Source organism: Leucobacter sp., assembly GCF_053528595.1.
The window spans coordinates 37146-61323 of record NZ_JAIVPF010000039.1 but is presented as its reverse complement, the minus strand read 5'-3'; the positions used below and the strand labels follow the sequence as shown (position 1 = coordinate 61323).

General features: G+C 72.8%; 24 protein-coding genes. 10 read left to right on the top strand and 14 right to left on the bottom strand.

What is annotated here, in order from left to right; all coding sequences use genetic code 11:
* Positions 1 to 3 precede the first annotated feature (3 nt).
* The 6 genes from ACWKZU_RS08190 to ACWKZU_RS08165 form a co-directional block, all read right to left on the bottom strand.
* The gene (locus tag ACWKZU_RS08190) at positions 4 to 777 is read right to left on the bottom strand and encodes a hypothetical protein (protein WP_449281828.1); all 774 of its coding nucleotides are present in this window, start codon (positions 775 to 777) and stop codon (positions 4 to 6) included.
* A 79-nt stretch (positions 778 to 856) separates the two neighbouring features.
* Complete coding sequence (locus ACWKZU_RS08185) at positions 857 to 2182, bottom strand: ATP-binding protein (protein WP_449281827.1); 1326 nt, start codon at positions 2180 to 2182, stop codon at positions 857 to 859.
* A complete protein-coding gene (locus tag ACWKZU_RS08180; RefSeq protein WP_449281826.1) occupies positions 2175 to 2852 on the bottom strand; it encodes a response regulator transcription factor in 678 nt (225 codons plus the stop codon). Before ACWKZU_RS08180 ends, ACWKZU_RS08185 begins: the two co-directional genes overlap by 8 nt.
* 178 nt (positions 2853 to 3030) lie before the next feature.
* Positions 3031 to 3696, bottom strand: a complete 666-nt coding sequence (locus ACWKZU_RS08175; RefSeq protein WP_449281825.1) for a DUF6320 domain-containing protein — start codon at positions 3694 to 3696, stop codon at positions 3031 to 3033.
* Positions 3693 to 5111, bottom strand: a complete 1419-nt coding sequence (locus ACWKZU_RS08170) for an alcohol acetyltransferase (protein WP_449281824.1) — start codon at positions 5109 to 5111, stop codon at positions 3693 to 3695. The genes ACWKZU_RS08175 and ACWKZU_RS08170 overlap by 4 nt, the downstream gene beginning before the upstream one ends.
* The gene (locus ACWKZU_RS08165; protein ID WP_449281823.1) at positions 5108 to 6118 is read right to left on the bottom strand and encodes an alpha/beta hydrolase; all 1011 of its coding nucleotides are present in this window, start codon (positions 6116 to 6118) and stop codon (positions 5108 to 5110) included. The genes ACWKZU_RS08170 and ACWKZU_RS08165 overlap by 4 nt, the downstream gene beginning before the upstream one ends.
* 128 nt (positions 6119 to 6246) lie before the next feature.
* Between ACWKZU_RS08165 and ACWKZU_RS08160 the strand changes: the two genes are divergently transcribed.
* A complete protein-coding gene (locus ACWKZU_RS08160; protein ID WP_449281822.1) occupies positions 6247 to 7239 on the top strand; it encodes an MDR family oxidoreductase in 993 nt (330 codons plus the stop codon).
* A 31-nt stretch (positions 7240 to 7270) separates the two neighbouring features.
* On the opposite strand, the gene ACWKZU_RS08155 is transcribed toward ACWKZU_RS08160, so the two are convergent.
* On the bottom strand, positions 7271 to 8074 hold the full coding sequence (locus ACWKZU_RS08155; protein WP_449281821.1) for a DUF1206 domain-containing protein: 804 nt from the start codon (positions 8072 to 8074) through the stop codon (positions 7271 to 7273).
* A gap of 87 nt (positions 8075 to 8161) precedes the next feature.
* Between ACWKZU_RS08155 and ACWKZU_RS08150 the strand changes: the two genes are divergently transcribed.
* Complete coding sequence (locus tag ACWKZU_RS08150) at positions 8162 to 9217, top strand: hypothetical protein (RefSeq protein ID WP_449281820.1); 1056 nt, start codon at positions 8162 to 8164, stop codon at positions 9215 to 9217.
* Between the two features lie 142 nt (positions 9218 to 9359).
* Here the strand turns inward: ACWKZU_RS08150 and ACWKZU_RS08145 are convergent, their stop codons facing one another.
* A complete protein-coding gene (locus ACWKZU_RS08145; RefSeq protein WP_449281819.1) occupies positions 9360 to 10703 on the bottom strand; it encodes an MFS transporter in 1344 nt (447 codons plus the stop codon).
* The gene (locus ACWKZU_RS08140) at positions 10703 to 11359 is read right to left on the bottom strand and encodes a flavin reductase family protein (RefSeq protein ID WP_449281818.1); all 657 of its coding nucleotides are present in this window, start codon (positions 11357 to 11359) and stop codon (positions 10703 to 10705) included. Before ACWKZU_RS08140 ends, ACWKZU_RS08145 begins: the two co-directional genes overlap by 1 nt.
* A gap of 105 nt (positions 11360 to 11464) precedes the next feature.
* On the opposite strand from ACWKZU_RS08140, the gene ACWKZU_RS08135 reads away from it, so the two are divergent.
* From ACWKZU_RS08135 to ACWKZU_RS08125, 3 genes are all read left to right on the top strand, one after another.
* Positions 11465 to 12124, top strand: a complete 660-nt coding sequence (locus ACWKZU_RS08135) for a GntR family transcriptional regulator (protein WP_449281848.1) — start codon at positions 11465 to 11467, stop codon at positions 12122 to 12124.
* Positions 12125 to 12143: 19 nt separating this feature from the next.
* Complete coding sequence (locus ACWKZU_RS08130) at positions 12144 to 13076, top strand: aldo/keto reductase (RefSeq protein ID WP_449281817.1); 933 nt, start codon at positions 12144 to 12146, stop codon at positions 13074 to 13076.
* A gap of 182 nt (positions 13077 to 13258) precedes the next feature.
* On the top strand, positions 13259 to 13645 hold the full coding sequence (locus ACWKZU_RS08125; protein WP_449281816.1) for a DUF1304 domain-containing protein: 387 nt from the start codon (positions 13259 to 13261) through the stop codon (positions 13643 to 13645).
* A gap of 66 nt (positions 13646 to 13711) precedes the next feature.
* Here the strand turns inward: ACWKZU_RS08125 and ACWKZU_RS08120 are convergent, their stop codons facing one another.
* Complete coding sequence (locus ACWKZU_RS08120; protein WP_449281815.1) at positions 13712 to 14494, bottom strand: ABC transporter ATP-binding protein; 783 nt, start codon at positions 14492 to 14494, stop codon at positions 13712 to 13714.
* Between the two features lie 79 nt (positions 14495 to 14573).
* Positions 14574 to 15536 carry an ABC transporter substrate-binding protein gene (locus ACWKZU_RS08115; protein ID WP_449281814.1) on the bottom strand — a complete coding sequence of 321 codons (963 nt, stop codon included), beginning with the start codon at positions 15534 to 15536 and terminating at the stop codon, positions 14574 to 14576.
* Between the two features lie 40 nt (positions 15537 to 15576).
* Here ACWKZU_RS08115 and ACWKZU_RS08110 point away from each other — a divergent pair, with 40 nt between their 5' ends.
* Genes ACWKZU_RS08110 through ACWKZU_RS08095 form a run of 4 tightly spaced genes read left to right on the top strand, consistent with a single transcriptional unit; the run spans position 15577 to position 20116 of the window.
* Positions 15577 to 16626 (top strand): FecCD family ABC transporter permease, encoded by a 1050-nt coding sequence (locus tag ACWKZU_RS08110; RefSeq protein WP_449281813.1) that lies wholly within the window; start codon positions 15577 to 15579, stop codon positions 16624 to 16626.
* Positions 16623 to 17684 carry a FecCD family ABC transporter permease gene (locus tag ACWKZU_RS08105; RefSeq protein ID WP_449281812.1) on the top strand — a complete coding sequence of 354 codons (1062 nt, stop codon included), beginning with the start codon at positions 16623 to 16625 and terminating at the stop codon, positions 17682 to 17684. The genes ACWKZU_RS08110 and ACWKZU_RS08105 overlap by 4 nt, the downstream gene beginning before the upstream one ends.
* Positions 17677 to 18591 carry a siderophore-interacting protein gene (locus tag ACWKZU_RS08100; RefSeq protein WP_449281811.1) on the top strand — a complete coding sequence of 305 codons (915 nt, stop codon included), beginning with the start codon at positions 17677 to 17679 and terminating at the stop codon, positions 18589 to 18591. Before ACWKZU_RS08105 ends, ACWKZU_RS08100 begins: the two co-directional genes overlap by 8 nt.
* A gap of 52 nt (positions 18592 to 18643) precedes the next feature.
* Positions 18644 to 20116 carry a lipase maturation factor family protein gene (locus ACWKZU_RS08095; RefSeq protein ID WP_449281810.1) on the top strand — a complete coding sequence of 491 codons (1473 nt, stop codon included), beginning with the start codon at positions 18644 to 18646 and terminating at the stop codon, positions 20114 to 20116.
* A 28-nt stretch (positions 20117 to 20144) separates the two neighbouring features.
* On the opposite strand, the gene ACWKZU_RS08090 is transcribed toward ACWKZU_RS08095, so the two are convergent.
* Positions 20145 to 21188 (bottom strand): YeiH family protein, encoded by a 1044-nt coding sequence (locus ACWKZU_RS08090; protein WP_449281809.1) that lies wholly within the window; start codon positions 21186 to 21188, stop codon positions 20145 to 20147.
* An 87-nt stretch (positions 21189 to 21275) separates the two neighbouring features.
* On the opposite strand from ACWKZU_RS08090, the gene ACWKZU_RS08085 reads away from it, so the two are divergent.
* Positions 21276 to 22187, top strand: a complete 912-nt coding sequence (locus ACWKZU_RS08085; protein WP_449281808.1) for a LysR family transcriptional regulator — start codon at positions 21276 to 21278, stop codon at positions 22185 to 22187.
* Between the two features lie 69 nt (positions 22188 to 22256).
* Here the strand turns inward: ACWKZU_RS08085 and ACWKZU_RS08080 are convergent, their stop codons facing one another.
* Positions 22257 to 22727 carry an Hsp20/alpha crystallin family protein gene (locus ACWKZU_RS08080; protein WP_449281807.1) on the bottom strand — a complete coding sequence of 157 codons (471 nt, stop codon included), beginning with the start codon at positions 22725 to 22727 and terminating at the stop codon, positions 22257 to 22259.
* Positions 22728 to 22824: 97 nt separating this feature from the next.
* On the bottom strand, positions 22825 to 23991 hold the full coding sequence (locus ACWKZU_RS08075) for a PQQ-dependent sugar dehydrogenase (protein WP_449281806.1): 1167 nt from the start codon (positions 23989 to 23991) through the stop codon (positions 22825 to 22827).
* Positions 23992 to 24178: the final 187 nt, after the last annotated feature.

Here is a 24178-nt window from a genome sequence, read left to right as displayed (position 1 = left end):
GGCTCAGTCGTCGTCGACGGCGACGACTCCGAGATCCTCGGCGAGCTCGACGTCGACATCGTTCCCGCCGAGATCGACCGACACCTCGTAGCGCACGCGCCCGTCGTCCGTCGAGATCGATTCGACGGCGCCGCCGCCGGCCGCCGCGAGCGCCGCGTCGACGATGGCCGGCACCCGCGCCGTGTCGAGCAGGGGATCGGAATCGCGGTCGTCGTCGTCGCCGGTGCTCCGCACGGTCGCCGTGCCGTCGAGCGCGACGTGCACGTCGATCTCCCGGCGGTCGTCCATCACCACGTCGACGTCCCAGCCGTCGCGCTCCACCTCGATCGAGGTGGCCCCGGCGCCGCCGGCCTCGGCGACGGCGGCGTCGATCGCGTCGACGAGCGCCTCGGCGTCGGCGGGCACGTCCGTGTTCGGGGTGGTCGGAACGGGATCCGGCGAGGCGAGGTCGTCGCCGTTCCCGTCGTCGTCGTCGGCGGTCCGGCCGGTCCGGTCGTCATCCGTGCCGGGGGAGACGGTCCCGGAGACCAGGGCCGGCTCGTCGCGCTCGTCGTTCGCGCGGTCGATCGAGAGCGCGATGGCGGCGCCCGCGCCGGCGATCACGAGCGCCGCCGCCGCGATGCCCGCGCCGAGGAGCAGGTTGCGCCGCCGCGCGGGAGGAGCGGGATCGGCGGCGCCGGGGACGGGCCCGGGCGCCGGACTGCTCGCGGTCTCGGGCAGTCGGGCGGTCTCCGAGCGATCGGGGGTGTTCGGGGGGAGGGGAGTCGTGTCGTTCATGCGTTCAGGATGCCCCGACCGCGCTGAACCTGGTCTGAACGATCCTGAACGCGTCGTCAGCCGCCGCGGTGCCCGCGGCTCAGTCCTCGGCCGCCGCGGGCAGCACCATCGTGAACCGCGCCCCGCCGAGCGGCGCGGTCTCCACGTGCACCGCGCCGCCGTGGGCGCGCACCACCTCGCTGACGATCGCGAGCCCGAGGCCGCTGCCGCCGGCGTCGCGCGAGCGCGCCTCGTCGAGCCGGGTGAAGCGCTCGAAGACCCGCTCCCGCTCGTGCTCGGGCACCCCGGCGCCGTCGTCGTCGACGTGCACGAGGGCACGGCCGTGCTGCGTCGTCGTCGTGATCGCGATCGCCCCGCGGGCGTGGCGCGCGGCGTTGTCGACCAGGTTGCGCATGGCGCGCGCGAGCAGGCGCGGGTCACCGGGCACCCGGGCCGGTGCGATCCCGCGGCCGTCCGCGGCGGCCGTCCCGAGGGCCCGGATCCTCCGCACCTCGGCGAGGGCGAGGTCGTCGAGGTCGACGGCGGTTGCCGCCGCCGCTCCCGCGTCCTCGTCGAGGCGGGCGAGCAGCAGCAGGCCCTCGACGATCTCCTGCATCCTGCCGCCCTCGGCGAGTACGACGTCGGCGAGTTCGCCGGGCGGCGAGGCCTCGGGGTGGGCCCGCTGCACCTCCGCGTACTGCCGCATCGTCGCGAGGGGCGAGCGGAGCTCGTGGGAGGCATCGCTGACGAACCGCTGCCGGGCGCGATAGCCGTGCTCGATCCGCTCCAGCATGCGATTCATCGTGCCCGCGAGGCGATCGATCTCGTCGTCCGCCCCGGTGGTGGGCACTCGCTGGTCGAGGGCGCCCGCGTCGATGTGATCGACCTGGCGGCGAATGCGCTCCACCGGGGCGAGGGCGCGCGCCGCGACCACCCACACGATCACCCCGATCAGCGCGACGGCGAGGGGCACCGCCACCGCGAGCAGCACCGACGCGGTGGACACCGCCTCCGCGATCGTCTCCGTGGACCGGGCCAGCACGAGCGCGCCGCCGTCGACCTCCTCGCCGACGACCAGCAGGTGCTCGCCGTCGACCTCGACCCGCGCCGGCGTCCCATCCTCCGCGGGGAGCGGCAGCTGCAGCGCATCCTCGTCGTTGACCACGGTGCGGCCGTCCGCCTGCAGCGCGATGAGCACGTCGTCGTCGCGATCCTCGATCCACGCACCGCCCGATCCGCCCTCCTCGACCATGTCGGCGATGCTCTCCAGCTCCGATTCGAGCTGGGCCGCGACCTGGTCGGTGAGGATCCGCTCCAGCATCCAGACGGTGCCGACCGCGCCCAGCGCGAGCGCGAGCGCGACCACCACCACCGCACCCGCCGTGATCCTGGCGCGCAGCGATCGGAGCCACCGGCGCTCAGCCACCGTCCGCCGCCAGCCGATAGCCCGCGCCGCGCAGCGTCTCGATCGCGGTGCGGCCGAACGGCCGGTCGATCTTGCGCCGCAGCCGGCCGATGTAGACCTCGACGATGTTGGGATCGCCCTCGAAGTCGTCGGACCAGACGTTGTCGAGCACCTCGAACTTCGTGACGGCTTCGCCGCGGCGCCGCATGAGGAACTCGAGCACCGCGATCTCCCGCGCGGTGAGCTCGATCCGGGAGTCGCCGCGGTGCACGGTGCGCGCGGCTGGATCGAGCCGCAGGTCGCCGGCCTCCAGCACGGTCGGTCGCTCCCGTGCGCCGCGCCGCACGAGCGCGCGCAGCCGCGCGACCAGCACCGGATGGGAGAAGGGCTTGGTGAGCCAGTCGTCGCCGCCCGTATCGAGGCCCTCCACCTCGTCCCACTCGCCGTCCTTCGCGGTGAGGAACAGGATGGGTGTCCAGTTGCCCTCGGCGCGCAGTTCCGCGCACACCAGATAGCCGCTCATGCCGGGCATCATGATGTCGAGCACGATGGCGTCGTACTGCTGCTCGCGGGCGCGCCAGAGCCCGTCGACCCCGTTGTGGGCGACATCGACCGCGAAGCCCTCGGCCTCGAGGCCGCGCCGCACGCCCTCGGCGAGCCGCACCTCGTCGTCCACGATCAGCACGCGCATGCCCCCAGTCTGCCCCGATCGTGCTGACGGCAGGCTGAACAGGCGACGATCGGGCGCCGGGACCCGGAGACACCGGCCCGCGCCGCTCGGCGGCGAGGCACGACACCCGCCGGGCGCAGGGGCGGAACGCGAGACGAAGGACGCCGGGCGCAGGGGCGGAACGCGGCGACGACCCGGCTCAGAGGTGCAGCCGCTTGGCGAGCTCGTGCCGCACCTCGGGACCCGCGGCGAACTGCACGAGCACCAGCGCGACCAGGCTGAGCGCACCGCAGATCGCGGACGGCACCGGGGTCGTCACCCAGCCGAAGGCCAGGAACCCGATGGGCGCGAGGCCCAGCAGCACCGTCAGACCGCTGTAGAGGATGTGCTCGCCCACCTCGATCCGCATCACCCGCACCGTGATCAGCACGGCGACGATGGAGCACGCGCAGACGATCGGCACCGCGTAGCTCAGCGACCACCCGTGCCAGCCGGTGAGATAGTCCCAGTACACGCAGACCAGTCCGACCAGCACGACGAGATACACGGTGCCCTTGGCGACGTTGCGCCGCTTGCGCACCGCCATCAGCACCACGAGCCACATCGCGCTCACCCCGAGCCATACGGAGCGGAGCGCGCCGATGTCGTCGAACTCCCGGCTGAAGAGCAGCTGGGCGGCGAACGAGGCCAGGATCAGCGCGATCGAGGTGAGGAACAGCACCTGCAGCACCCGCCGCCGGGAGAACACGAGCGGCACCGCGGGCAGCGGGCTCGGAGCGGCGTCGCCCGAGACGGGCTCCGCGCACAGCGGGCAGCGGGTCCAGCCGCCCTCGACGTCGACGGCGCACGCGGTGCAGCGCCTCATCGCTCGCCCTCCGCGCCGGCCCCCACGAGCTCCCCCTCCGCGAGCTCGGCCTCGGTCACGCGCGCCGCGGCGACCGTCACGTCGACCCCGCGGGCGGTGAGCAGACGGGCGAACTCCCTGACGTGCCCGGTCTCCACGAACGGCGAGGTGAAGCTGACCGTGAGGAGGCCCGCGTGGGACATGGCGCAGAACTGCGGCCGGACCGCCGAGACGTGGAACAGCATCCGTCCCACGCGCGACTCGGCGGGTTCTGGCAGCACGACGCGGCCCAGGTTCGAGACGGCGACGGTCAGCCCCCGATTGGCGCCCCGGTTGATCAGGTCGAGGATCAGGTCCTTGAGCGGGCGGGGCACGACCCGCAGCACCGGCGTGCGCTCGAAGCGGATGAACCGTCGCAGCTTCCGCTCCAGCGCCTCCGGTGCGGCCTTCGGACGGAACTGGCTCTCGAGCCCCCGGCAGATCGAGCCGAGATCGTCCGGCCCCTCGCCGTAGCGGTGCTCCACCCGGATGGTCGCGAAGAAGTTGCGCGCCGACGTCGAGGGGAAGAACTGGCGCAGGTTCACGGGCACCGAGGCCGCCAGCGTGCGATGCCCGCCGAGGCCGCCCGAGGAGAGCCTGACGGACTCGAAGAACAGTGCGGTCAGGTACATCGTGAGCGTCGCGCCCTCGGCGCGGGCGAGTGCGAGCACGTCGCCGACGGGCATCGTGAGCTCGACGACGCGCGTGCGGTTGTCGGGTGTGCGGGTGCCCGCGACCCGGTGCACCCGCCGGGCGGCGTGGAGTCCTCTCCGCCGGGGCTCCCCGGGAGGCGCCGAGGCCGAGCGGGCGCTGTGCTCGACGGTGAGCGCGGCCGGCGCGGCCTCGCGGCTGAAGGCGGCTTCGGCCTCCGGATCGTCGCGCTGCGGACCGCTGCGGCGCCCGCGCCGCCGGAAGTAGTGCCCGAAGCTGTCGGCCGCCAGCTCGTGGGACGGTTCCGCCGGGTGCTCGCCGGGTCCGGGATATCGCAGCCGGGTGTAGGTGTTCACGAGGTCCGTGAGGAACCACAGCGCCCCGGTGCCGTCGGAGAGCGCGTGGAAGATCTCCAGGATCACCCGCCGCCGGTGATGCAGCACGCGGAACAGCAGGGTGCGCCGGTCGGCCTGGTAGATCGGCGCGCAGGTGTGCTGCTGCTCGGCGGCCACCAGCGGGCGCAGATCACTGTCCTGCAGGTAGTACCAGAACACGCCGCGTCGCAGCACCGCGCGATAGAGCGGGTACCGGTCGTACGTCGTGTCCAGCGCCCGCTGCAGCAGCTCCGGATCCACGTCGTGATCCATCTCGGCGCTGACGCGGAACACCTTGGGATCCGCGTCGCTGCGGGCCGCGAGGAAGATGTTGGAGGCGTTGTCGAGACGCACCCAGGCCCGGCCGCTCACGCGGGCTCCTCCGCGTCCCGTTCCCGGCCCGCGTCCCGATCCGGATGCCCGAGCCGGTCCGGATCCGGATCCTCGCCCGCGTCGTCGCCGTCCAGGAAGGCGTCGATCGCCTCGTAGGCCTCCCGCAGCGAGCGGGCGAACCGGGGCAGCGCGATGAATCCGTGCAGCGCGCCGTCCACCCGGTGGATCCGCACCTCGTTCCCGGCCTGCTCCAGGGCGCGGCCGTAGGCCTCGCCCTCGTCTCGCAGCAGGTCCAGCTCCGCGGTGATCAGCAGCGTCTTCGGCTGGCCGGCGAGGTCCTCCGCCATCAGCGGGGCGACGAGCGGATCGCGCCGGCGCTCCGGATCCGGCACGTACAGGTCCATGTAGTCCTGCACCTCGGTGTTCGTCAGCCGGTAGTCGTCGCCGTGCTGGCGCACCGAGGCGAACGGCGAGGTCTGCGGATCGTGGTCCCAGTGCGTGACGGGGTAGAGCAGGATCTGCCGGTCCGCCCCGCGGCGGCCCTGCTCGCGGAGCCGCAGGGAGACCGCGGCGGCGAGGTTCCCCCCGGCGGAGTCGCCCACGAGGACGATGTCGCCGGCCTCGCCGACGCCCGCCCGGCTCGGATCCTCCAGCAGCAGCCCCGCGACTCGGAGGCAGTCCTCCAACCCCGCCGGGAACGGGTGCTCCGGCGCCAGCCGGTAGTCGACGGAGGCCACGACGCAGCCGGTGAGATCCGCCATCGTGGCGCACGCCGGGGTGTAGCTCTCGATGTCCCCGGTGACCCAGCCGCCCCCGTGGAAGAAGAGGAGCACGTCGTCGCGCCGCTGCTCCCTCGGCTGGAAGACGCGGACCGGGATCCGGCGGCTCCCGTCCTCGGAGGTGATCTGCCGGTCCAGAGCCCGGTAGCGCGGGATCGGGAGCGCGGCGAGCTGACGCTGCAGGCGCCGCACCTTCTCGTAGTCCTCGCGCATGTTCACCCGCGGCGCCGCGAACAGGCGCATGAGGGCGCGGGTCAGCCGGTTCACGTGCGGGCCGCGGCGTCGAGTACTGGCTGCGTCATACATCCAGCTTAGAGACGCCTCCTGTGCGCGCTCGCGGCGGCACCGCCCGATGGGTACTCTGAGATCGACGGCGGGACAGAGGGGTGGAAGCGATGCGCGCGATAGTGGTCGATGCGAAGGGGGCCGAGCCCCGGGTGGCGGAGGACGTCGAGGAGGGCCTGCTCGGCGGCGACGATGCCGATGGGGCGGTCGAGCTCGACGTGCTCTACTCCTCCGTCAACTACAAGGACGGCCTCGCCCTCGCGGGGCGGGGCATCATCAGATCGTGGCCGCTGATCCCCGGCATCGATCTGGTGGGCCGGGTCACCGCCTCGCGCGCCGACGGCTGGGCCGAGGGAGATCTCGCGGTGCTCGACGGCGACGGCCTGGGGGAGTACCGGCACGGCGGTTTCGCGGACCGCGCCCGTGTGCGCCCCGATGCGCTCGTGCGGCTGCCCGAGACGATCGGCCCGCTGCACGCGGCCGCGATCGGCACCGCGGGGTTCACGGCGATGCTGTCGGTGCTCGCGCTGGAGGACGCCGGCGTCGCTCCGGACGCGGGCGAGATCCTGGTGACGGGCGCCGCGGGCGGCGTGGGATCGGTCGCGATCTCCCTGCTGGCCGGTCGCGGCTACCGGGTCGTCGCCTCGACGGGTCGGGCCGAGGAACAGGGCGAGTACCTCGCAGGGCTGGGTGCGGCGCGGCTGATCGACCGCCGCGAGCTGTCCGAGGAGGCCGGCAAGCCGCTGCAGGAGCAGCGCTGGGCCGGTGCGATCGACTCCGTCGGATCCACCACCCTCGCGAACGTTCTCGCCCAGACCGCGTACGGCGGAGCCGTCGCCGCCTGCGGTCTCGCGCAGGGCGCCGACCTGCCGACGACCGTGCTGCCCTTCATCCTGCGCGGCGTCACGCTCGCCGGGGCCAACTCCGTCGATGCGCCGCTCGCGCTGCGGCAGCGGGCGTGGGACGCGCTCGCCGCCGAGATCGATCGCGAGCTGCTCGACGGCATGACCGAGATCATCGGCCTGGCCGATACCCCGGCTCGCGCGGCCGAGATCCTCGCGGGGCGCGTGCGCGGGCGCACGGTCGTCGACGTGAACCGCTGAGGATGCGGATCCCGCCGTCCCGCGGCCCCGGCTACAGCTCGGCGTAGCGCGCCCGGAAGCCGCAGAAGACGCCGTAGGAGACGAAGCCGATGCCGACGGCGGCGACGAGCGCCGGCCCCGCCGGCAGCTCCCGCAGCGCGCGGATCGCCCCGTCGAGCGCGCTCACCAGCCGCGGCTCGTCCTGCACCGCGGCCGTGCAGACCAGCACGCAGATCACGATCAGGGCGATCCCCTTGGCGACGAAGCCGAACGCGCCGAGGCCCGAGATCCAGTGCCCCGCCGGCCCCGCCGGGAGGTCGAGCCGCGCCCGGAAGCTGCGGCGCGCGCCCATCACGACGAACACGATGCCGCCGACGCCGATCGCGACCCCCGCCGCGATGAGCAGCACGGGACCGCCCGGGAAGGCGAGCACACCGCGCCCGGCGCTCTCGGCGCTCTGCTCCGGATCGGGCCGCGCGCCGAGGGCCACGGCCGCCGCGAGCGCGCCCATCGCGAGGAACACGATCGCCTGGCCCCACTCGGCGAGCCTGCGGCCCCACCGCTTCGAGCGGCTGTCGATGCGGATCGCGACCCCGTGGATCGCGTGGTAGGCGCCCAGCGCCCACAGCAGGACCGCGAGCGCCCACAGAGCCAGGAATCCCAGGGGGACGTCGGCGATCGCGGTGAGCGCGCCGGCCTGGTCGCTCTCACCGCGCCTGCTCCAGGCGACCGCCAGGGCGATGGCGCCGACCAGCACGTGCACGAGGCCGGTCGCGACGTATCCGCCGCGGGCGAGCGCGCGCAGCACCGGATGCTGCTCCGCCGCGCGGGCGGCCGATTTCACCGTGTCTGGCACAGATGCAGCATACGCCGGGGCCGGGCGGGCCGGTGCGCTGCGCCGTATATCCGGGCGCGCTCATCCGGGGTTCGTAGAATCGGGGCGATGAGCGAACTGCAGCATCCGGCGACCCCCTCGCCGGGCTCCGCCGGGGCGACCGGCGGGTCCCCCCTGCCCGCGCCCGTTCCGCCTGGCGCTCCTGGCGCTCCCGGCGCGGTGGATCTCCCCGCCGCGATCCCGCCGGCGATCCCCGCCGCGCACCGCCCCGCCCTCGCGCGAGCCCTCGATCGCGCGCTCGCCGTGCAGCGCCCCGTGGTGCTCGCGCACATCCGCAGCGTGCGCCTGCGGCATCCGCACGCGACGCCCGATCAGGTCGTGCGCATGCTCGAGCGCCGCTATCTGCTCGCGATCACGGGAGGGGGCGCCGCGGTGGGCGCCACCGCAGTGATCCCCGCCATCAGCACACCGGCCACGCTCGCGCTCTCGGGCGTCGAGACCGTCGGCTTCCTCGAGAGTACCGCGCTGTTCGCGCAGTCCGTCGCCGAGGTGCACGGAATCCCCGTCGAGAACCCCGACCGCGCCCGCGTGCTCGTCATGAGCCTCATGCTCGGGCGGGAGGGCGCCGAACTGCTCGGCCAGCTCACGCGCCAGACCGTCGGCCGGGGCGGCGGGCGGCCGGCGTTCTGGGGCGAGGTCGTGACACGGACGCTGCCCAAGGGCGCCGTGCGGCCGGTGCTCGACGGGCTGCAGCGTTCCTTCGTCAAGCACTTCGCGAAGATCGGCGGCGGCTCGTTCGTGGGCAAGGCGCTGCCGTTCGGGATCGGCGCCGCCGTCGGCGGCGCGGGCAACCACATCCTCGGGCGCCGGGTGGTCGCGGCGTCGCGCCTCGCGTTCGGGCCGGCTCCCGCGTGGTTCGCGCCCGAGCTCGCGCCGAAGACGGGGGCCGAGCGGCTCGAGCGCAGGATCCTGCGCGGGGCCCGCACCGCGGGCGGCTCGATCGCGGCCGGCGCGACCGCGGGTGCGGGCGCGGTGGCGCGCACGGCGAGGCGGGCCGCGGGATCCGCCCGCCGCAAGCGGGGCGCGGATGGGGCGGGCGCCGTCGATGCCGTCGCGCCCGCGGAGGCGCCGACCGCGGCACCGCCGCTCGAGTCCGAGGACTGAGCGGCGGTCCGCAGCACCCGTCGCGATCTGGATCGACGGCGTTCGCCGCGTTCGCTCCGCGCAGGATGGCGGGCTGCCGATCGAGCGGAGCGCAGCGAGTCGAGATCTCGGCGAATCGCGTTTCGGCCCCGCTGCCGCTCGGCTACTCCGCCCGCGTGAGCGAGAGGCGCCTCGTTTCGGCCATCAGCAGGCCCGTGAGGAGCGTGATCGCGGCGACGCCGGACAGGTACCAGGGGAACCAGCCGCCGTGCCCGGCCTGCACGAGGAGCTGGTTCACGTACGGGGCGGTACCGCCGAACAGGGCGGTCGCGAGCGACAGGGGAGCCGCGACGCCGGTGGCGCGATACCGCGTGGGGAAGACCTCGGCCCACACCGCGCCGTTGACGCCGAAGAGCAGCGAGAGCGCGCCGAGCGCCAGCAGCATCGCGGTGAGCAGGCGTCCGAACGTGCCGTCCACCAGCGTGAACAGCGGCACGGTCGCGACGACGGCGATCACGCCGAAGGCGATCACGAGCGGCTTGCGGCCGATCCGGTCTCCCAGCCAGCCGCTCGCGAGCACGAGTCCGAGGAACACCGCCTGCGCGACGAGGCTGGCGGTGAGCGCGCTCGACTCGCTCTGCCCCAGGCCGACCTGCGCGAACGTCGGCATGTAGATCAGCCAGGTGTAGAACATGATGGAGCCGCCGGCCGACAGGCCGAACACGACCAGGATGGAGCGCCAGTACCGCCAGATGCCGCCGGGCCGCGACGCGTCCGCCCGCGATCCATGCGCGCGCTCCTGCGGCGAGTCCGCGTTCTCGGGCGAGTGCGCGAAGGCGTCGGTCTCGGGGAGCCGCCGGCGCAGGTACAGCGCGTACAGCCCCAGGAGGCCGCCGACGGCGAAGGCGACCCGCCACCCCCACTCGGCCGCGGCATCGGCGCCGAGCACCAGGTTGAGGCCCAGCCCCGTGACGGTCGCGAGCATGGTGCCGAGCACGACGCTCACCCACGAGGAGCTGCCCCAGAGCGCGCGGCGATGGCTCGGCGCGCGCTCGACGCGGTAGGTCACCGAGGTGCCCATCTCGCCGCCGTGGGCGAGCCCCTGCACCAGACGGGCGACGACCAGGATGATCGAGGCGAACACTCCGACCTGCCCGTAGTCCGGCGAGACGGCGATGAGCAGGCTGCCGCCCGCGGTGAGCATCATCGCGACGGCCAGGGCCGTGCGCCGCCCGGCCCGGTCGGCGTACCGGCCGAAGACGATCCCGCCGAGCGGGCGGGTGACGAATCCGACCGCGAACACCGCGAATGCCGAGAGCAGCGCGGAGGCCTGATCGTCGGCCGAGAAGAACCGCACCGCGAAGTGGTGGGCGAAGATCGAGTAGATCGTCCAGTCGTACCACTCCAGGGTGTTCCCGAGATTCACCGCGACGAGGTCGCGGATGCGCCCGCGCTCGCCGGTGCGGGCGGGCGCGGCGGTGCCGGTGTTCGAAGCGCTGGAGGTCATCAGCCGGCCTGCCCTTCGAGACCGAGCTGCGCATCGCGGTCGGATCCGGGTACGCGCATCTCGAACAGCTCCCGCACCACGGTGTAGTCGAAGTACCCCATGCGGGCGATCGGGCTGATGCCGAGGATATCGATCCTGCCGTCGTCCGTGATCACCTCGTCGTCGACGTGGATCACGGCGACCTCGGCGAACACGACGTCGATGGTTCCGACGTTCGAGCGGCCGGGGATCGTGGTGGTGGAGTGGTACCGGCACTCGAACTTGATCGGGCTCTCCGCGACCATCGGGATCGGGTGGCTCTCGGCGAGCACCTTCGTCACCGACAGCGCATCGAACTCGTTCTCCTCCGGCCCCAGCGCCATCGCGCTCGAGTTGACCTCCTCGCGCAGGGCGTAGGTGGCCATGTTGTAGACGAACCATCCCGTGCGCTCGGCGTTGACGACGGTGTCCTTCCGGCGGCCGTCGGGGTAGCGGTTGGCCGAGAACATCACCATCGGGGTGTCGAAGGTCAGGTTCTGCCACTGGCTGTAGGGCGCGATGTTCTCCGCCCCGTGCTCGCTGACGCTGGAGAGCCACCCGATCGGGCGTGGAACGGTGGAGCTCTTGAACACCCCGTAGGGCAGCGGGTTGGGTTCGAGTCCTGGACGGTACTTCATGCTTCTCCTCCTCGAGAGTGACACGCGTCTTCGGCGCGTAACGATATATTAGTCATATATCTTGAATATACGCAATGCTGAAATAGAATCGGCGCGGAGGTGGCGATGGCGACGAAGGCCGATGAGGCGTATGAACTGCTCCTCGACCTGATCGAGGAGGGAGTGCTCGTTCCGGGCGAGTTCCTCTCGGAGACCTCTCTGACGGAGCGCCTGGATCTCGGTCGCACACCGCTGAGAGAAGCGCTGCAGCGGCTCAACCTCGAGCGCATGATCGACATCGTGCCGGGGCGGGGGATCCAGATCGCCCCGAACTCGGTCGATGCGCAGCTGCAGCGGCTCGAGCTCCGGCGGCCCATCGAGGCGCTCGCGTACTCGCTCGCCTGCAAGCGCGCCACGGAGGCCGAGCTCGAGCACCTCGCGCGGCTCACCCGCGAGCTGAGCGCGGCCGAGGAGATCGGCCCGTACCGCGCCGCCCTCCGAGCCACCCAGAATGCGATCGTGGAAGCGGCCCACAACGACTACCTGAGCGCCTCGATGGCGCCGCTGCAGGGGCTGTCGCGGAGATTCTGGCTCACGCACCTGGCCGGGGGATCCTCGGAGATGCACCGCGGCAAGGAGCATCACCTGCGCGCGCTCGAGGCGGTGCTGCGACGCGATCCCCAAGCCGCTCAGCAGGCTTCGTGGGCCCTCAACGACTACCTCGTGGAGTTCTCGCTCGACGTGCTGCGGGAGCGCGCGACCCACGGGGCGGACGTCAGGGAGTGAAGCGAGCGAGGAGCATCCGATGAAGACCTTCCCGATGCCGGGCACCGACCTCGTCGTGCCCAACGTGGTGCTCGGACTGATGCGCATCCAGGAGAAGAGCGACGAGGAGGTGCGGGCACTCGTGGGGGCGGCCCGCGACGCCGGGATCGCCTTCCTCGACCACGCCGACATCTACGGCTCCGAGGTGCACGGGTGCGAGCGGCGCTTCGCGGAGGCGCTGCGGCTCACCTCCTCGCAGCGCGAGCAGTACGTGATCCAGTCGAAGACCGGCATCGTCGCCGACGGCCCGTACTTCGACTTCTCCCACGAGCACATCGTCGGTTCGGTGCACGGCTCGCTCGAGGCGCTCGGCACCGACTACCTCGACATCCTGCTGCTGCACCGGCCCGACGCGCTCGTCGAGCCCGAGGAGGTGGCACGCGCGTTCGACGAGCTGTCGGCCGCGGGCAAGGTACGTGCCTTCGGGGTCTCCAACCACACGCCCCGTCAGATCGACCTGCTGCGCCGGTACGTCGAGCAGCCGCTCGTGGCCAATCAGCTGCAGCTCTCGATCACGCACGCGCCGATCATCGCGCAGGGCGTCGCCGCGAACATGCAGGGACTCGACCAGTCGCTCTCCCGCGACGACGGGATCGTGGACTACTGCCGCCTGCACGACATCACGGTGCAGGCGTGGTCGCCGTTCCAGGCGGGCTTCTTCGACGGCCCGTTCCTCGGTTCGCTGCGCTACCCCGAGTTGAACGCGGTGATCGAGCGACTGGGCGAGAAGTACGACGTGCCGGTGGAGGCGATCGCCGTGGCGTGGATCACGCGGCACCCCGCGCAGATGCAGGTGGTGCTCGGAACGACCTCGCCCGAGCGCGTCGCCGCAGCCGCGCTCGGCTCGGAGGTGCCGCTCACCCGGGCGGAGTGGTACGAGCTGTTCCGCGTCGCGGGCTACACCGTGCCGTGACCCCGGTGCGGCCGAGGTGAGCCCCACTTCGAGGACGCGTCTGCTGCACTATCCCGCACATGCTGCAGCACGCGCGACTGCAAAGGTCTCGATCGAGGCCGCATCGGCACCGCGGCCGGTGCCGATCCGTATAGGGTCGGGGCAGGGCGCCCGATCGCCGGGCGCGCGAGAGGAGCCGCATCATGATCGTCGCAGGGCTGATACTCGCGGGCATCGCCGCGCTGCTCCACGTCTACATCTTCACCATGGAGTCCGTCGCCTGGACGAGCCCGCGGGTGCGGGCCGTCTTCGGCACCTCCGAGCGCGAGGCGATGGCGACGAAGGAGCTGGCCTTCAATCAGGGCTTCTACAACCTGTTCCTGGCGGTGGCCGTGCTCCTGGGCATCGTGTTCTTCGTGCTGGGCGAGACGGCCGTCGGCGCGACGCTCGTGTTCGCGGGCGCGGGATCGATGACGGCCGCGGCCCTCGTCCTGCTGCTGTCGAGCCCCGGCAAGGCGAAGGCCGCCCTCGTGCAGGGGACGGCTCCGGCGCTCGGCGTCGTGGCGCTGGCCCTCGGCCTGGCCCTGTGATGCGCCGCGGTTGAGCGGCTGAGCGGCTGAGCAGCGGATCCCGCGGCCGCGCCGGCGCGCCGTGAGCTATCTGCGCAGCACCATGGGGGTGCGGGTGACCGGATCCGGGCAGACGACCGCGTCGATGCCGAAGACCTCTGCGACCCGCTCGGCGGTGATGAGGGAGTCCGGGGATCCGGTCGCGACGACGCGGCCGTCCTTCATGAGCACGAGGTGGTCGGCGTAGCGCGCCGCCTGATTGAGATCGTGCAGCACCGCGACGATCGTCTTGCCCTGCGAGTTGAGGAGCCGCAGCAGGTCGAGCAGCTCGTACTGGTGGGCGATGTCGAGGAACGTGGTGGGCTCGTCGAGCAGCATCACCGGCGTCTGCTGGGCGAGCAGCAGTGCGATCCAGACCCGCTGCCGCTGGCCGCCCGAGAGCTGATCGACGAAGCGGTCCGCGAGCTCCGTCGTCCCGGTCGCCCGGAGCGCCTCGCGCGTGGCGTCGTCATCGGCCGCCGTCCAACGCTGGAGCGGGGTGTGGTGCGGGTGGCGCCCGCGCGACACGAGATCCGCGACCCGCATGCCCTCGGGCACGATCGCGTCCTGGGGCAGCAGCCCCATGCGGCGCGCGAGCGCCCGGGACCCGTACTCGGCGAGGTCCCGGCCGTCGAAGAGGATCGTCCCCGACTCGGGGCGCAGCACCCGGGCGAGCGAGCGCAGCACGGTCGACTTGCCCGATGCGTTCGGCCCGAGGATCACGGTGAACGAGCCCGCCGGCAGCGCGAGATCGATACCGTCGACCGCGACCTTCCGGTCGTAGGACACGACGAGTTCCCGGGCCTCGAGTGCGGCGGGTCGTACGGTCATGGGCGTGAGCCTCCGTTGCGAGGGGTCGGGCCGGGCGGGAACGGGGCGGCGGCTCCCGCGCTCGGGAGCCGCCGCGGGATCAGGCGAGGAGCTCCTCGACCTGGTCGATCACGAGGTTCGCTCCGAGCACGCCGATGCCCACCATCCAGGTGTCGTCCTCGACCTCGTAGGCCGAGCCGGCGCTGACGCCGGGCAGCGCCGACCACAGCCCGGTGATCTGCTGCTGCGTGGTCGCGGACGGATCGCCGCCCGGGCTCATGTAGAACACGACGTCGCCGTCGATCTGCTCGTACAGCTCGGGGCTGAGCTCCATCATCGACCACTCGTTCCAGTCGCGCTCGCCGAGGTCGAAGCCCATGTCGCTCAGCAGGGAGCCCGAGAACGTCTCGGGGCCGTAGAGCCGGAAGTTGTCGGCGCGGAACCGCACGATGGAGGCGGTGGTGCCCTCGGCTCCCACGGCCTCGCCCACCTCGGCGGCGCGCGCCGAGACCTCGTCGATCTTCTCCTGCATCTCGGCGGAGCGGTCGACGGAGGCCGCGGTGAGCTCGGCCTGCTCGGTCCAGTTCGTGCCGGTGTCCTCGGAGAAGACGGTGGGGGCGATCGACGAGAGCTCGTCGTAGAGCGCCTCGTGGCGCACCTTGGAACCGAGGATCAGGTCGGGCGCGAGATTGGCGATGGCGTCGATGTCGGGCTCGGCGATGTAGCCGACCGGCTCGGTCCCGTCGAGCTCGTCGGCGAGGTAGGCCGGGAACCCGCGGCCCTCGTCGATCTCGGGCGCGCCGACGGGGGTGATGCCGAGCGCGACCAGCGCATCGATCTGCGGCGAGTCGAGCACCACGATCCGCTCGGGGACCGCGTCGAACTCGGTCTCGCCCATCGCGTGATCGACCGTGTAGGAACTCCCGGACGATGCTCCGGCGCCGTCCTCCGAGGCGTCTGCGGAGACGGATCCGCTGCATCCCGCGGTGAGGAGCGCGAGGCCGGCGACGGCGGCGACGGTGGTGATCAATCTGCGGGCTGGGGAAGTGCATGCTCTGTTCACGATTGTTCATCATATGAAGATTTGGTTAGGCTTACCAACCGTGACCGCTTCGATCCTCTCGGAACACCCCTCGCCTCGATCGTACACAGTACGACCGGCGCGCCGGTGGGGCATCGGGGTGCTGGCGGCCGCGCTTCTGGCGCTATCACTGGTGCTCAGCCTCGCCGTCGGTGCGCGCTTCGTCCCCTTCGACGAGGTCGTGCGCTCCCTCTTCGGCACCGGAGATGAGAATGTGCTGAACATCGTCGGCACCCTGCGTGTCAACCGCACCGTCAACGCGGTCTTCTGCGGCGCGGCCCTCGGTGCGGCGGGGGTGCTGATGCAGTCGCTCACCCGCAACCCGATCGCGGACCCCGGGATCCTCGGCGTCAACGCCGGCGCGGCGTTCGGGGTCGTCGCCGGCCTCAGCCTCTTCGGTGCGATCGGTGCGGCCGGCACCATCTGGTTCGCCCTCGCCGGCGCCGCGACGGCGGCCTTCGTGATCTTCGCGTTCTCGGTGAGCCGGTTCGCCGCCGGCTCACCGGTCCGGCTCACGCTGGCCGGGGTGGCGTTCTCGGCGGTGCTCGTCGGCGTGTCCCAGGCGCTCGTGCTCACGAGCGAGTCCGTGCTCGACGTCTACCGCTTCTGGCGGATCGGATCCCTCACCGCGCGACCGCTGGAGGAGGCGCTGCCGCTGCTCGTCTTCCTCGTCGCCGGGACCCTACTCGGCCTCGCGCTCGGTCCCGCCCTGAACCTGATGGCGCTCGGCGACGACAGCGCGACCGCGCTCGGCGTGCGGCCCGGCCTCGTGCGCGCGCTCGTGCTCGTGTCCGTCACCCTGCTCTGCGGCGCCGCCACCGCGCTCGCCGGTCCGATCTCGTTCGTGGGGCTCGTGGTGCCGCACCTGCTGCGCCGGGTCGTGGGGCCCGACCTGCGCATCGTGCTGCCGCTCTCGCTGCTCGCGGCCCCGACGCTGCTGCTCGTCGCCGACGTGCTCGGGCGCGTCATCGGCAACGGCGCCGAGGTGCAGGTGGGGGTGGTGACGGCGTTCATCGGCGGCCCGCTGCTCATCGCCTTCGTCACCGGACGTCGGACGGCGGGGCTGTCGTGAGCGTCCGCGTGCGCGACCACGCGCTGACGGCCGACGATCGCGTGCTCCGATCCGCGCGCGGCCGCTGGTCGCTGCGCTTCGGCCGCCGCGCCGCCCGGGTCTGCGCCGTCCTCTCGACCGTGCTCGTGCTGCTGCTCGCCGGCGCCCTCGTGCTCGGCGACTTCGTCGTCACGCCGGTGGCGGTCGTCGAGACGCTGCTCGGCAACGCGCCCGATCAGCGCACGGAGTTCTTCGTGCTCGGCCGTCGCCTGCCGCGCGCGCTCATCGCGATGACGGTCGGCGCGTGTCTCGCGACCGCCGGCGCGGTGTTCCAGACCCTCACGCGCAACCCGCTCGCGAGCCCGGACATCATCGGGATCAGCGGCGGGGCGTCGGTCGGCGCCGTGTTCGTGATGCTCGTGCTGGGCGGGTCGACGGGCCAGGCGAGCCTGGGGGCGGTGGCCGGGGCGATCGCGATGGCGGGGGTGATCGTCGCGCTCACGGCGCGCACGGGGCTGCACGGGGTGCAGCTCGTCCTCGCCGGCGTCGCGCTCTCGGCCATCGCGATGGCCGCAGTCGAGTACGTGCTCTCGCAGGTGTTCGTGGCCAGCGCGACGACCGCGCAGACCTGGCTCGTGGGATCGTTGCAGGGGCGCAGCTGGCCCGATCTGCTCCCCGTGGCGACGGTGCTCGCGCTGGCCGTGCCGGTCTTGATCTGGAAGGCCTCGGACGCGCGGATGATGGTGCTCGGGGAGAGCGCCTCCATCGCGCTCGGCGTGCGCACCTCGCGTGCGCGGTGGATCCTGCTCGCGGTCGCCACGCTGCTCGTGGCCGCCGCGGTCGCCACGGCCGGCCCGATCTCGTTCGTGGCCCTCGTGGCCCCGCACGTGGCGCGTCGGCTCTGCCGCTCGGAGAGCCTGCTCTGCGCGGGGCTCGCGGGCGCGGTGCTGCTCGTGGTGAGCGACCTGGTCGCGCTCTACGCGTTCTCGGCGCCGGTTCCCGTCGGCGTCGTCACGATCACGCTCGGCGGCGGTTTCTTCCTGTGGCTCCTGTGGCGGGAGGGGCGGCGTCGTGCCTGATCCCGCAGACGCCCCCGGGACCGCAGGCACCCCCGGGACCGCAGGCACCCCCGGGACCGCAGGCACCCCCGGGACCGCAGGCGCTCCCGCGGCCGCCGGTACCGCCGGGGCCGTGCCCGTTCGCGCCCCGCGACGGCCCCGGCGCTCGCGCCCCCGGGTGTTCGCGGCGCGGGTGACGGCGGCCGCGTGGGTGACCCCGGGGATGCGCCGGCTCACGATCGCGGCGCCCGAGCTCGCGGACTACGCGCCGCTGGGGCCGGACGAGTACCTCGGCCTGCTGCTGCCCGGATCCGAGGACGCGCCGCTCGCGCTGCCGGACGCCGAGCGCGCCGATGCCATCCGTGCCGCGGTGGCGGAGCTGCCGGAGGAGGTGCGGCCCCAGCTGCGCTGGTACACGCTCCGCGGGCACCGCCCGGCCGCGGCCGAGATCGACGTCGACTTCGTGGTGCACGGCGACGAGGGGCCCGGCACGCGGTTCGCCCGGCGCGCGCGGCCCGGATCCGCGCTCGGCATCCGGGAGTGCACGGCCCTGTACGATCCACCGCCCGGCGTTCGGACGCGGCTGATCGTCGGAGACGAGTCCGCGATCCCGGCGATCGCCCGGATCCTGGAGGTCCCGGCGAACGGAGTGCGGACCCACGTCGTCATCGAGACCGGCGATCGCCGCGATCGGCAGCCGGGGCTCGGCGCCGAGGTCGTCTGGGTGGACCGCGACGGGCGGCCCGGAGCCGCGCTGGAGCGCGCCGTCAGAGCCGCCGCGCTGCCCGGCCGCATCGACTACGCCTGGGTGTGCGCAGAGCGCGCAGGGGTGCAGCGCATCCGCCGCCACCTCGTCGACGATCGCGGGGTGGCCAAGTCCAGGATCGTGTTCTCGGGCTACTGGCGCCTCGGCGAGGCGCGGGGATAGGCTCCGCGCGACCCCGGCTGCGGCGCCTGGACCCGAGGCGTACCCTGTCGACATGGACGGTTTCGCGGCGGTCGACTTCGGCTTCGCGCGCGAGATCCTGCAGCGCGGGATCGCGGCGCTCTACCTCGTCGCGCTCGTCTCGACCCTCAACCAGTTCCGCCCGCTGCTCGGAGAGCGCGGCCTGCTGCCGGCCCCGCGACTGCTCGAGTGGGCGTCGGCCTCGAAGGCGCGCGGGCGCATGATCCGGCCCACCGTGTTCCGCCGCGTGCGCTACACCGATCGCCGCCTGGCGCTGCTGTGCTGGGGCGGCATCGCGATCGCCGCGCTGCTCGTGCTCGGGATCCCGCAGCTGGCCCCGCCGTGGGTGCCGATGCTGTGCTTCCTCGCCCTCTGGGGCGCCTACATGTCGATCTCGAGCATCGGGCAGACGTTCTACGGCTTCGGCTGGGAGATGCTGCTGCTCGAGGCGGGCTTCCTCGCCGCGTTCCTGGGATCGCGCGAGCAGCCGCCGCCGGCCGTGGTGATCGTGCTGTTCTGGTGGCTGGTGTTCCGGCTCGAGTTCGGCGCGGGCATGATCAAGATCCGCGGCGGGCGCGAGTGGCGCGATCTCACCGCCCTGATGTATCACCACGAGACGCAGCCCATGCCGGGCCTGCTGAGCCGGCAGGCGCACCTGCTGCCGCGGTGGTTCCACCGGGGCGAGGTGCTCGGCAACCACTTCGCCCAGCTGATCGTGCCGTTCTTCCTGTTCGCGCCGATCCTCGGTCTCTGGGTGCCCGGGCCGGTGCCCGCGATCGTCGGCACCGCCGCCGCGGGAATCGTCGTCGCCACGCAGCTGTGGCTCGTGCTCACCGGCAACTTCGCCTGGCTGAACTGGGCGACCATCGTGCTGGCCTTCTCGGCGGTCTCGATGCCCGGGGCGGGCGCGGACCGGCTCGCGGATCTCAGCATCGGGATCGACGGCCTGCCCGGATACTGGTTCGTGATCACGACCGCCGTGGGGGTGCTCACCCTCGCCCTCAGCCGGCCGGCCCTGCGCAACCTGTTCGCGCGGCACCAGCTGATGAACGCGAGCTTCAACCGCTGGCAGCTCGCCAACGCCTACGGTGCGTTCGGCACGGTCACCAAGGAGCGCATCGAGTACGTGATCGAGGGAACGACGGATGAGGATCCCGAAGCCGCCGGCTGGAAGGAGTACGAGTTCAAGGGCAAACCGGGCGATGTGCGGCGGGTGCCCCGCCAGTTCGCCCCGTACCATCTGCGGCTCGACTGGCTGATGTGGTTCCTGCCGCTCGGCCGCTCGCTCGACGAGTGGTTCACGGCCCTCCTGGTGCGGCTGCTGGAGGCCGATGCCCCGATCCTCGCGCTGCTGCGTCACGACCCGTTCGGCGGAGAGCGACCGCGGTGGGTGCGGGTGGTGTCGTACCGCTACCGCTTCGCCTCCCGCGCGGAGCACCGTGAGGACGGTGCGGTCTGGGTGCGGGACCGCCGTCGCGTGCTCGTGCGGCCCGTGACGCTCGGGTGAGGGGGCTGCCCGGCCGGGCGCGATCCGCTCAGGAGGGGATGCGCCCGGTCGCCGCCATGACCCCGAGCGTCGTGGACATGACGAGGAGTGACAGGATCGCGCCGAGCAGCAGAGGCTTGAAGCCCGCCGCGCGGATCGCCCGCAGGTCGGTGGACAGTCCGATCGCCGCGAGCGCGGTGGCGACGAGGAACACGCTCACCTCGGTCAGGATCGCCGAGGCGCCGGCGGGGATGAGGCCCGTCGAGGCGACACCCGCGAGCAGGATGAAGCCGACGAGGAACCACGGCACCAGGCCCGCGACGCGCCCCGCCGTGAGGCGTCCTCCGTCCTCGGAGCGGCGTCCCTCGATGATCGCGAGCGAGACGCTGACGGGGATGATCATGAGCGTGCGCACGAGCTTCACGACGACCGCGAAGCCGAGCGCCGAGGCGCTGAACACGCTCGCCGCCGCGACGACCGAGCTCGTGTCGTTGATCGCGGTCCCGGCGAAGAGCCCGAACGCGTGCGGGGACATGCCGAGCGCGTGCCCGATGACGGGGAAGGCGACGACGGCGAGGATGTTGAAGAGGAACACCGTGGATATCGCGTAGGAGATGTCCGAGCTGCGGGCGCGGATGATCGGCGACACCGCCGCGATCGCCGACGCCCCGCAGATCCCCGTGCCGACGCCGATCAGGGTCCTGATGTCGCGATCGATCCGCATCGCCCTGCCGATCAGCCAGGCGGCGAGCAGGCAGACCGCCAGCGAGCTGAGCATCACCGGCAGGGATTCCGCGCCCACCGCCACGATGCTCGACAGCGACAGCTGCGAACCGAGCAGCACGACGGCGCACTGCAGCACGAACTTCCCCGAGTAGCCGATGCCCGGTGCGATCCGGCCGCCGGGCTTCCCGATCAGCGCGACGACCACCCCGATGGCGACCGCGGGGATCGCCGAGCCGAAGACCGGCACCGCGTGCGAGATGGCGGTCGCGACCGCCGCGATGCCGGCGCAGAGCAGCAGGCCCGGCCACACCTCTCGTCCGCGGGCGAGGAGTCGGGAGGGGAGCGTCGGGATCGGGGCGAGCTGCATGATGCACAGTCTGGCGCGTCGGCCCCGCGCCGCGGAAGACGGGTCGCGCTTGTCGGGGCACAAGCGGAGGTTGTACCGTGGGTGTTCGTGCCCACTCCCTCCATCGCCGAGCTCCAGTGCCTCGAGAGCGCGGTGCGCACGGGCAGCCTGTCGGCGGCGGCCCGCGATCTCGGAGTGAGCCAGCAGGCGGTCTCCAGCCGGATGCGCGGTCTCGAGCGCACGATCGGCGTCGAGCTTCTGCACCGCAGCTTCTCGGGGATCGCGCCGACGGCGGCGGGAGAGGCCGTCCTCGCGCGGGCGCGCGAGGTGCTGGCGGCGATCGGCCGGCTCGACGAGGCGATCTCGGACCTCCGCGACGCGTCCGCGGAGGCGATCTCCGTCGGCGGCAGCCAGACGGTCGCCTCGCACCTGCTGCCCGGCTGGCTGCTCGGGTTGCGGCGTGCGCAGTTGGAGGCGGGGCGCCCGGCCACCGCGGTGCACCTGCGCACCGCCAACAGCGATTCGGTGATCGCGATGGTGCGATCCGGCGCGCTCGACCTGGGGTTCATCGAGACGCCGGAGGCGCCGCGGGATCTGGGGACGACGGTGGTGCGGCGGGACCGCATGGTGCTCGCGGTGGCGACCGACCACCCCTGGGCGGCACGGGCGGCGGTGCGCCTCCCCGAGGCCGCGGAGGTTCCGCTGGTCGCCCGGGAACCGGGGAGCGGGACGCGGGCGGCGTTCGAGGCGGCGGTGCTCGCTGAGCTCGGCCGCGAGCCGGTGGCGCCGCTCGTCGTGCTCGCCACGGAGGCCGCCGTGCGCTCGGCGGTGATCGACGGGGTGGCGCCCGCCGTGCTGAGCGAGCTCACGGTGCGGGACGACGTGCGCCTGGGGCGTCTGCGAGCGCTCGACTTCGAGCCGCGGCCCGTGCACCGTCCGCTGATGGCGATCTGGCGCGGGTCGCAGCGCGACCTCACCGGCGCCCCTCGAGAGCTCGTCGCCATCGCGGCGCGCCGCTGAGACGGGAGACGCGCGGCAGGCCCCGGCGAGGGGTCCTCGCCGGGGCCTGCCGCGCGGCCTGCGACGCGGCTACGCCTGCGTGTTCTCCAGCTGGCGGGAGTCGGATCCCGCCTGGGCCTTCTCGGTCTCCGCCTCGATGACCGTGCCGCTCGTCACCTGGACCTTGCGCGGCTTCGCCCGCTCGCTCACGGGGATCGTCACGCTCAGCACGCCGTTGTCGTAGCCGGCGGAGATCCGCTCGGTGTCGATGCCCTGGCCGAGGCTGAGCTGGCGCAGGAAGCTGCCCGGAGTGCGCTCGCGCGTGATCCACTTCACGTTCTCGTGGTCGGGGAGCGTGCGCTCGGCGCGAATGGTCAGCAGCTGGCCATCGACATCGATATCGACCGAACCCGGGTCCATGCCGGGGAGATCCGCCGTCAGCATGTAGCGGTCGCCGTCGCGGTAGAGATCCATCGGCATCTGCCGGGGACCTCGTGCCGGGCCGTCGAGCAGAGCATCGGCGAGGCGTTCCATCTCGCGGATCGGACTGTAGTGTGCCATCACTTCACCTTTCATCTGGTCTACGTCGGTACCGGTGTGAAAGTTGAGTGCTATCGACTCAACCCGTGTTCAGATTAGCACTCTTGTGAGGAGAGTGCTAAGGGCTGTTCGCCGAGGGCGAGCGCGCCGCCGGGGTCTGCTCCGCGAGGTCGAGCGCGAGCACGTCGAACGCGAGCACGCGGTCGTCGTCGGGCTGCGGCTGCCCGCGCCCGTCGGTGTTGTTCGTGAGCACCCACAGCGAGCCGTCGGGTGCCGCGACCGCGTCGCGCAGGCGGCCGTACTCGCCGACCGCGATCTCGGTCGAGGTCGTGGGATCGGCGAGCGGCACGCTGCGCAGCCGCTCGCCGCGCAGATTCGCGACGTAGAGGCGGTCGCCGAGGATCGCGATGCCGCTGGGGCTGGCATCCGCCGGGGACCACTGCTGCACGGGGTCGATGAACCCGTCCGCGCCGGCGATGCCCTCGACCTCTGGCCAGCCGTAGTTGCCGCCGGCCTCGATCGCGTTGAGCTCGTCCCAGGTGTTCTGACCGAACTCGCTCGAGTAGAGCGCGCCGTCGTCGTCCCAGGCCAGGCCCTGCGGGTTGCGGTGCCCCAGGCTGTAGACCGGCGAGCCGGGGAACGGGTTGTCCGGCGGGATCGCACCGGTCGCCGTGACCCGCAGGATCTTTCCGGCGAGCGAGTCCGGATCCTGGGCATCACCCGGGTCCCCGGCGTCGCCGGCCGTCGCGTAGAGCAGCCCGTCGGGCCCGAAGGCGATCCTGCCGCCGTTGTGGTTGCCGGCGGCCGGGATGCCGTCGAGGATCGTCTCCGGCTCGCCCAGCGCGAGGGGGTCGCCCCGCAGCTCGAAGCGCTCGATGCGGTTCTCGTGGTCCGCGGTGAGATACGCGTACAGGCGGCCGTCGTGCACCGCGATGCCGAGCAGGCCGCCCTCGCCGCGGGGCGCGACGTCGTCGACGACCCCGACCTCGCGCACCGTGCCATCGGGGTCGAGCGCCACGATGCGGGCGGTGTCGCGCTCGCTGATCAGCGGGGTGCCGCCGTGGAAGGCGACCGACCACGGGGAGTCGAGCCCGCTCGCGACGATCCTCGGGTCCGGGTCCGAGCCCGGGTCGGCGCCGGGGCCCTCCGGGGCGCTCGGCGGCGGTGTCGGTGCCGCGGAGGGTCCGTCGCCCGGCGATCCGGTGCAGGAGACGAGGGCGAGCGCCGCGAGGGTCGATACCGCGATCAGCTCCGCGCGTCGGCCGGCCCGGGTGCTGGTCCGCATCGCGTCCCCCTCTCGCCTCGAGCCTACGTCGATCCGGCTCGCGGCGGCAGGGGCCGGGTCGCGAGTGCGGGTGTCGGGCCGACGGGGCCGGCCGGTCTGCGGATAGGATCTTTCTCATAATGAGAGGCATTATCGATATCTGGAGATCCCGGACGGAGCGTCCCGCCGGGCAGCCGACGCCGGATCC

Bases quoted from the DNA above. Each gene is read 5' to 3' on its own strand.
- ACWKZU_RS08135 (WP_449281848.1), top strand. From the start codon at position 11,465: ATGGCGACGAAGGCCGATGAGGCGTATGAACTGCTCCTCGACCTGATC.
- ACWKZU_RS08140 (WP_449281818.1), bottom strand. From the start codon at position 11,359: ATGAAGTACCGTCCAGGACTCGAACCCAACCCGCTGCCCTACGGGGTG.
- ACWKZU_RS08180 (WP_449281826.1), bottom strand. From the start codon at position 2,852: ATGCGCGTGCTGATCGTGGACGACGAGGTGCGGCTCGCCGAGGGCGTG.
- ACWKZU_RS08120 (WP_449281815.1), bottom strand. From the start codon at position 14,494: ATGACCGTACGACCCGCCGCACTCGAGGCCCGGGAACTCGTCGTGTCC.
- ACWKZU_RS08175 (WP_449281825.1), bottom strand. From the start codon at position 3,696: ATGAGGCGCTGCACCGCGTGCGCCGTCGACGTCGAGGGCGGCTGGACC.
- ACWKZU_RS08190 (WP_449281828.1), bottom strand. From the start codon at position 777: ATGAACGACACGACTCCCCTCCCCCCGAACACCCCCGATCGCTCGGAG.
- ACWKZU_RS08145 (WP_449281819.1), bottom strand. From the start codon at position 10,703: ATGACCTCCAGCGCTTCGAACACCGGCACCGCCGCGCCCGCCCGCACC.
- ACWKZU_RS08080 (WP_449281807.1), bottom strand. From the start codon at position 22,727: ATGGCACACTACAGTCCGATCCGCGAGATGGAACGCCTCGCCGATGCT.
- ACWKZU_RS08125 (WP_449281816.1), top strand. From the start codon at position 13,259: ATGATCGTCGCAGGGCTGATACTCGCGGGCATCGCCGCGCTGCTCCAC.
- ACWKZU_RS08150 (WP_449281820.1), top strand. From the start codon at position 8,162: ATGAGCGAACTGCAGCATCCGGCGACCCCCTCGCCGGGCTCCGCCGGG.
- ACWKZU_RS08075 (WP_449281806.1), bottom strand. From the start codon at position 23,991: ATGCGGACCAGCACCCGGGCCGGCCGACGCGCGGAGCTGATCGCGGTA.
- ACWKZU_RS08090 (WP_449281809.1), bottom strand. From the start codon at position 21,188: ATGCAGCTCGCCCCGATCCCGACGCTCCCCTCCCGACTCCTCGCCCGC.
- ACWKZU_RS08160 (WP_449281822.1), top strand. From the start codon at position 6,247: ATGCGCGCGATAGTGGTCGATGCGAAGGGGGCCGAGCCCCGGGTGGCG.
- ACWKZU_RS08130 (WP_449281817.1), top strand. From the start codon at position 12,144: ATGAAGACCTTCCCGATGCCGGGCACCGACCTCGTCGTGCCCAACGTG.
- ACWKZU_RS08095 (WP_449281810.1), top strand. From the start codon at position 18,644: ATGGACGGTTTCGCGGCGGTCGACTTCGGCTTCGCGCGCGAGATCCTG.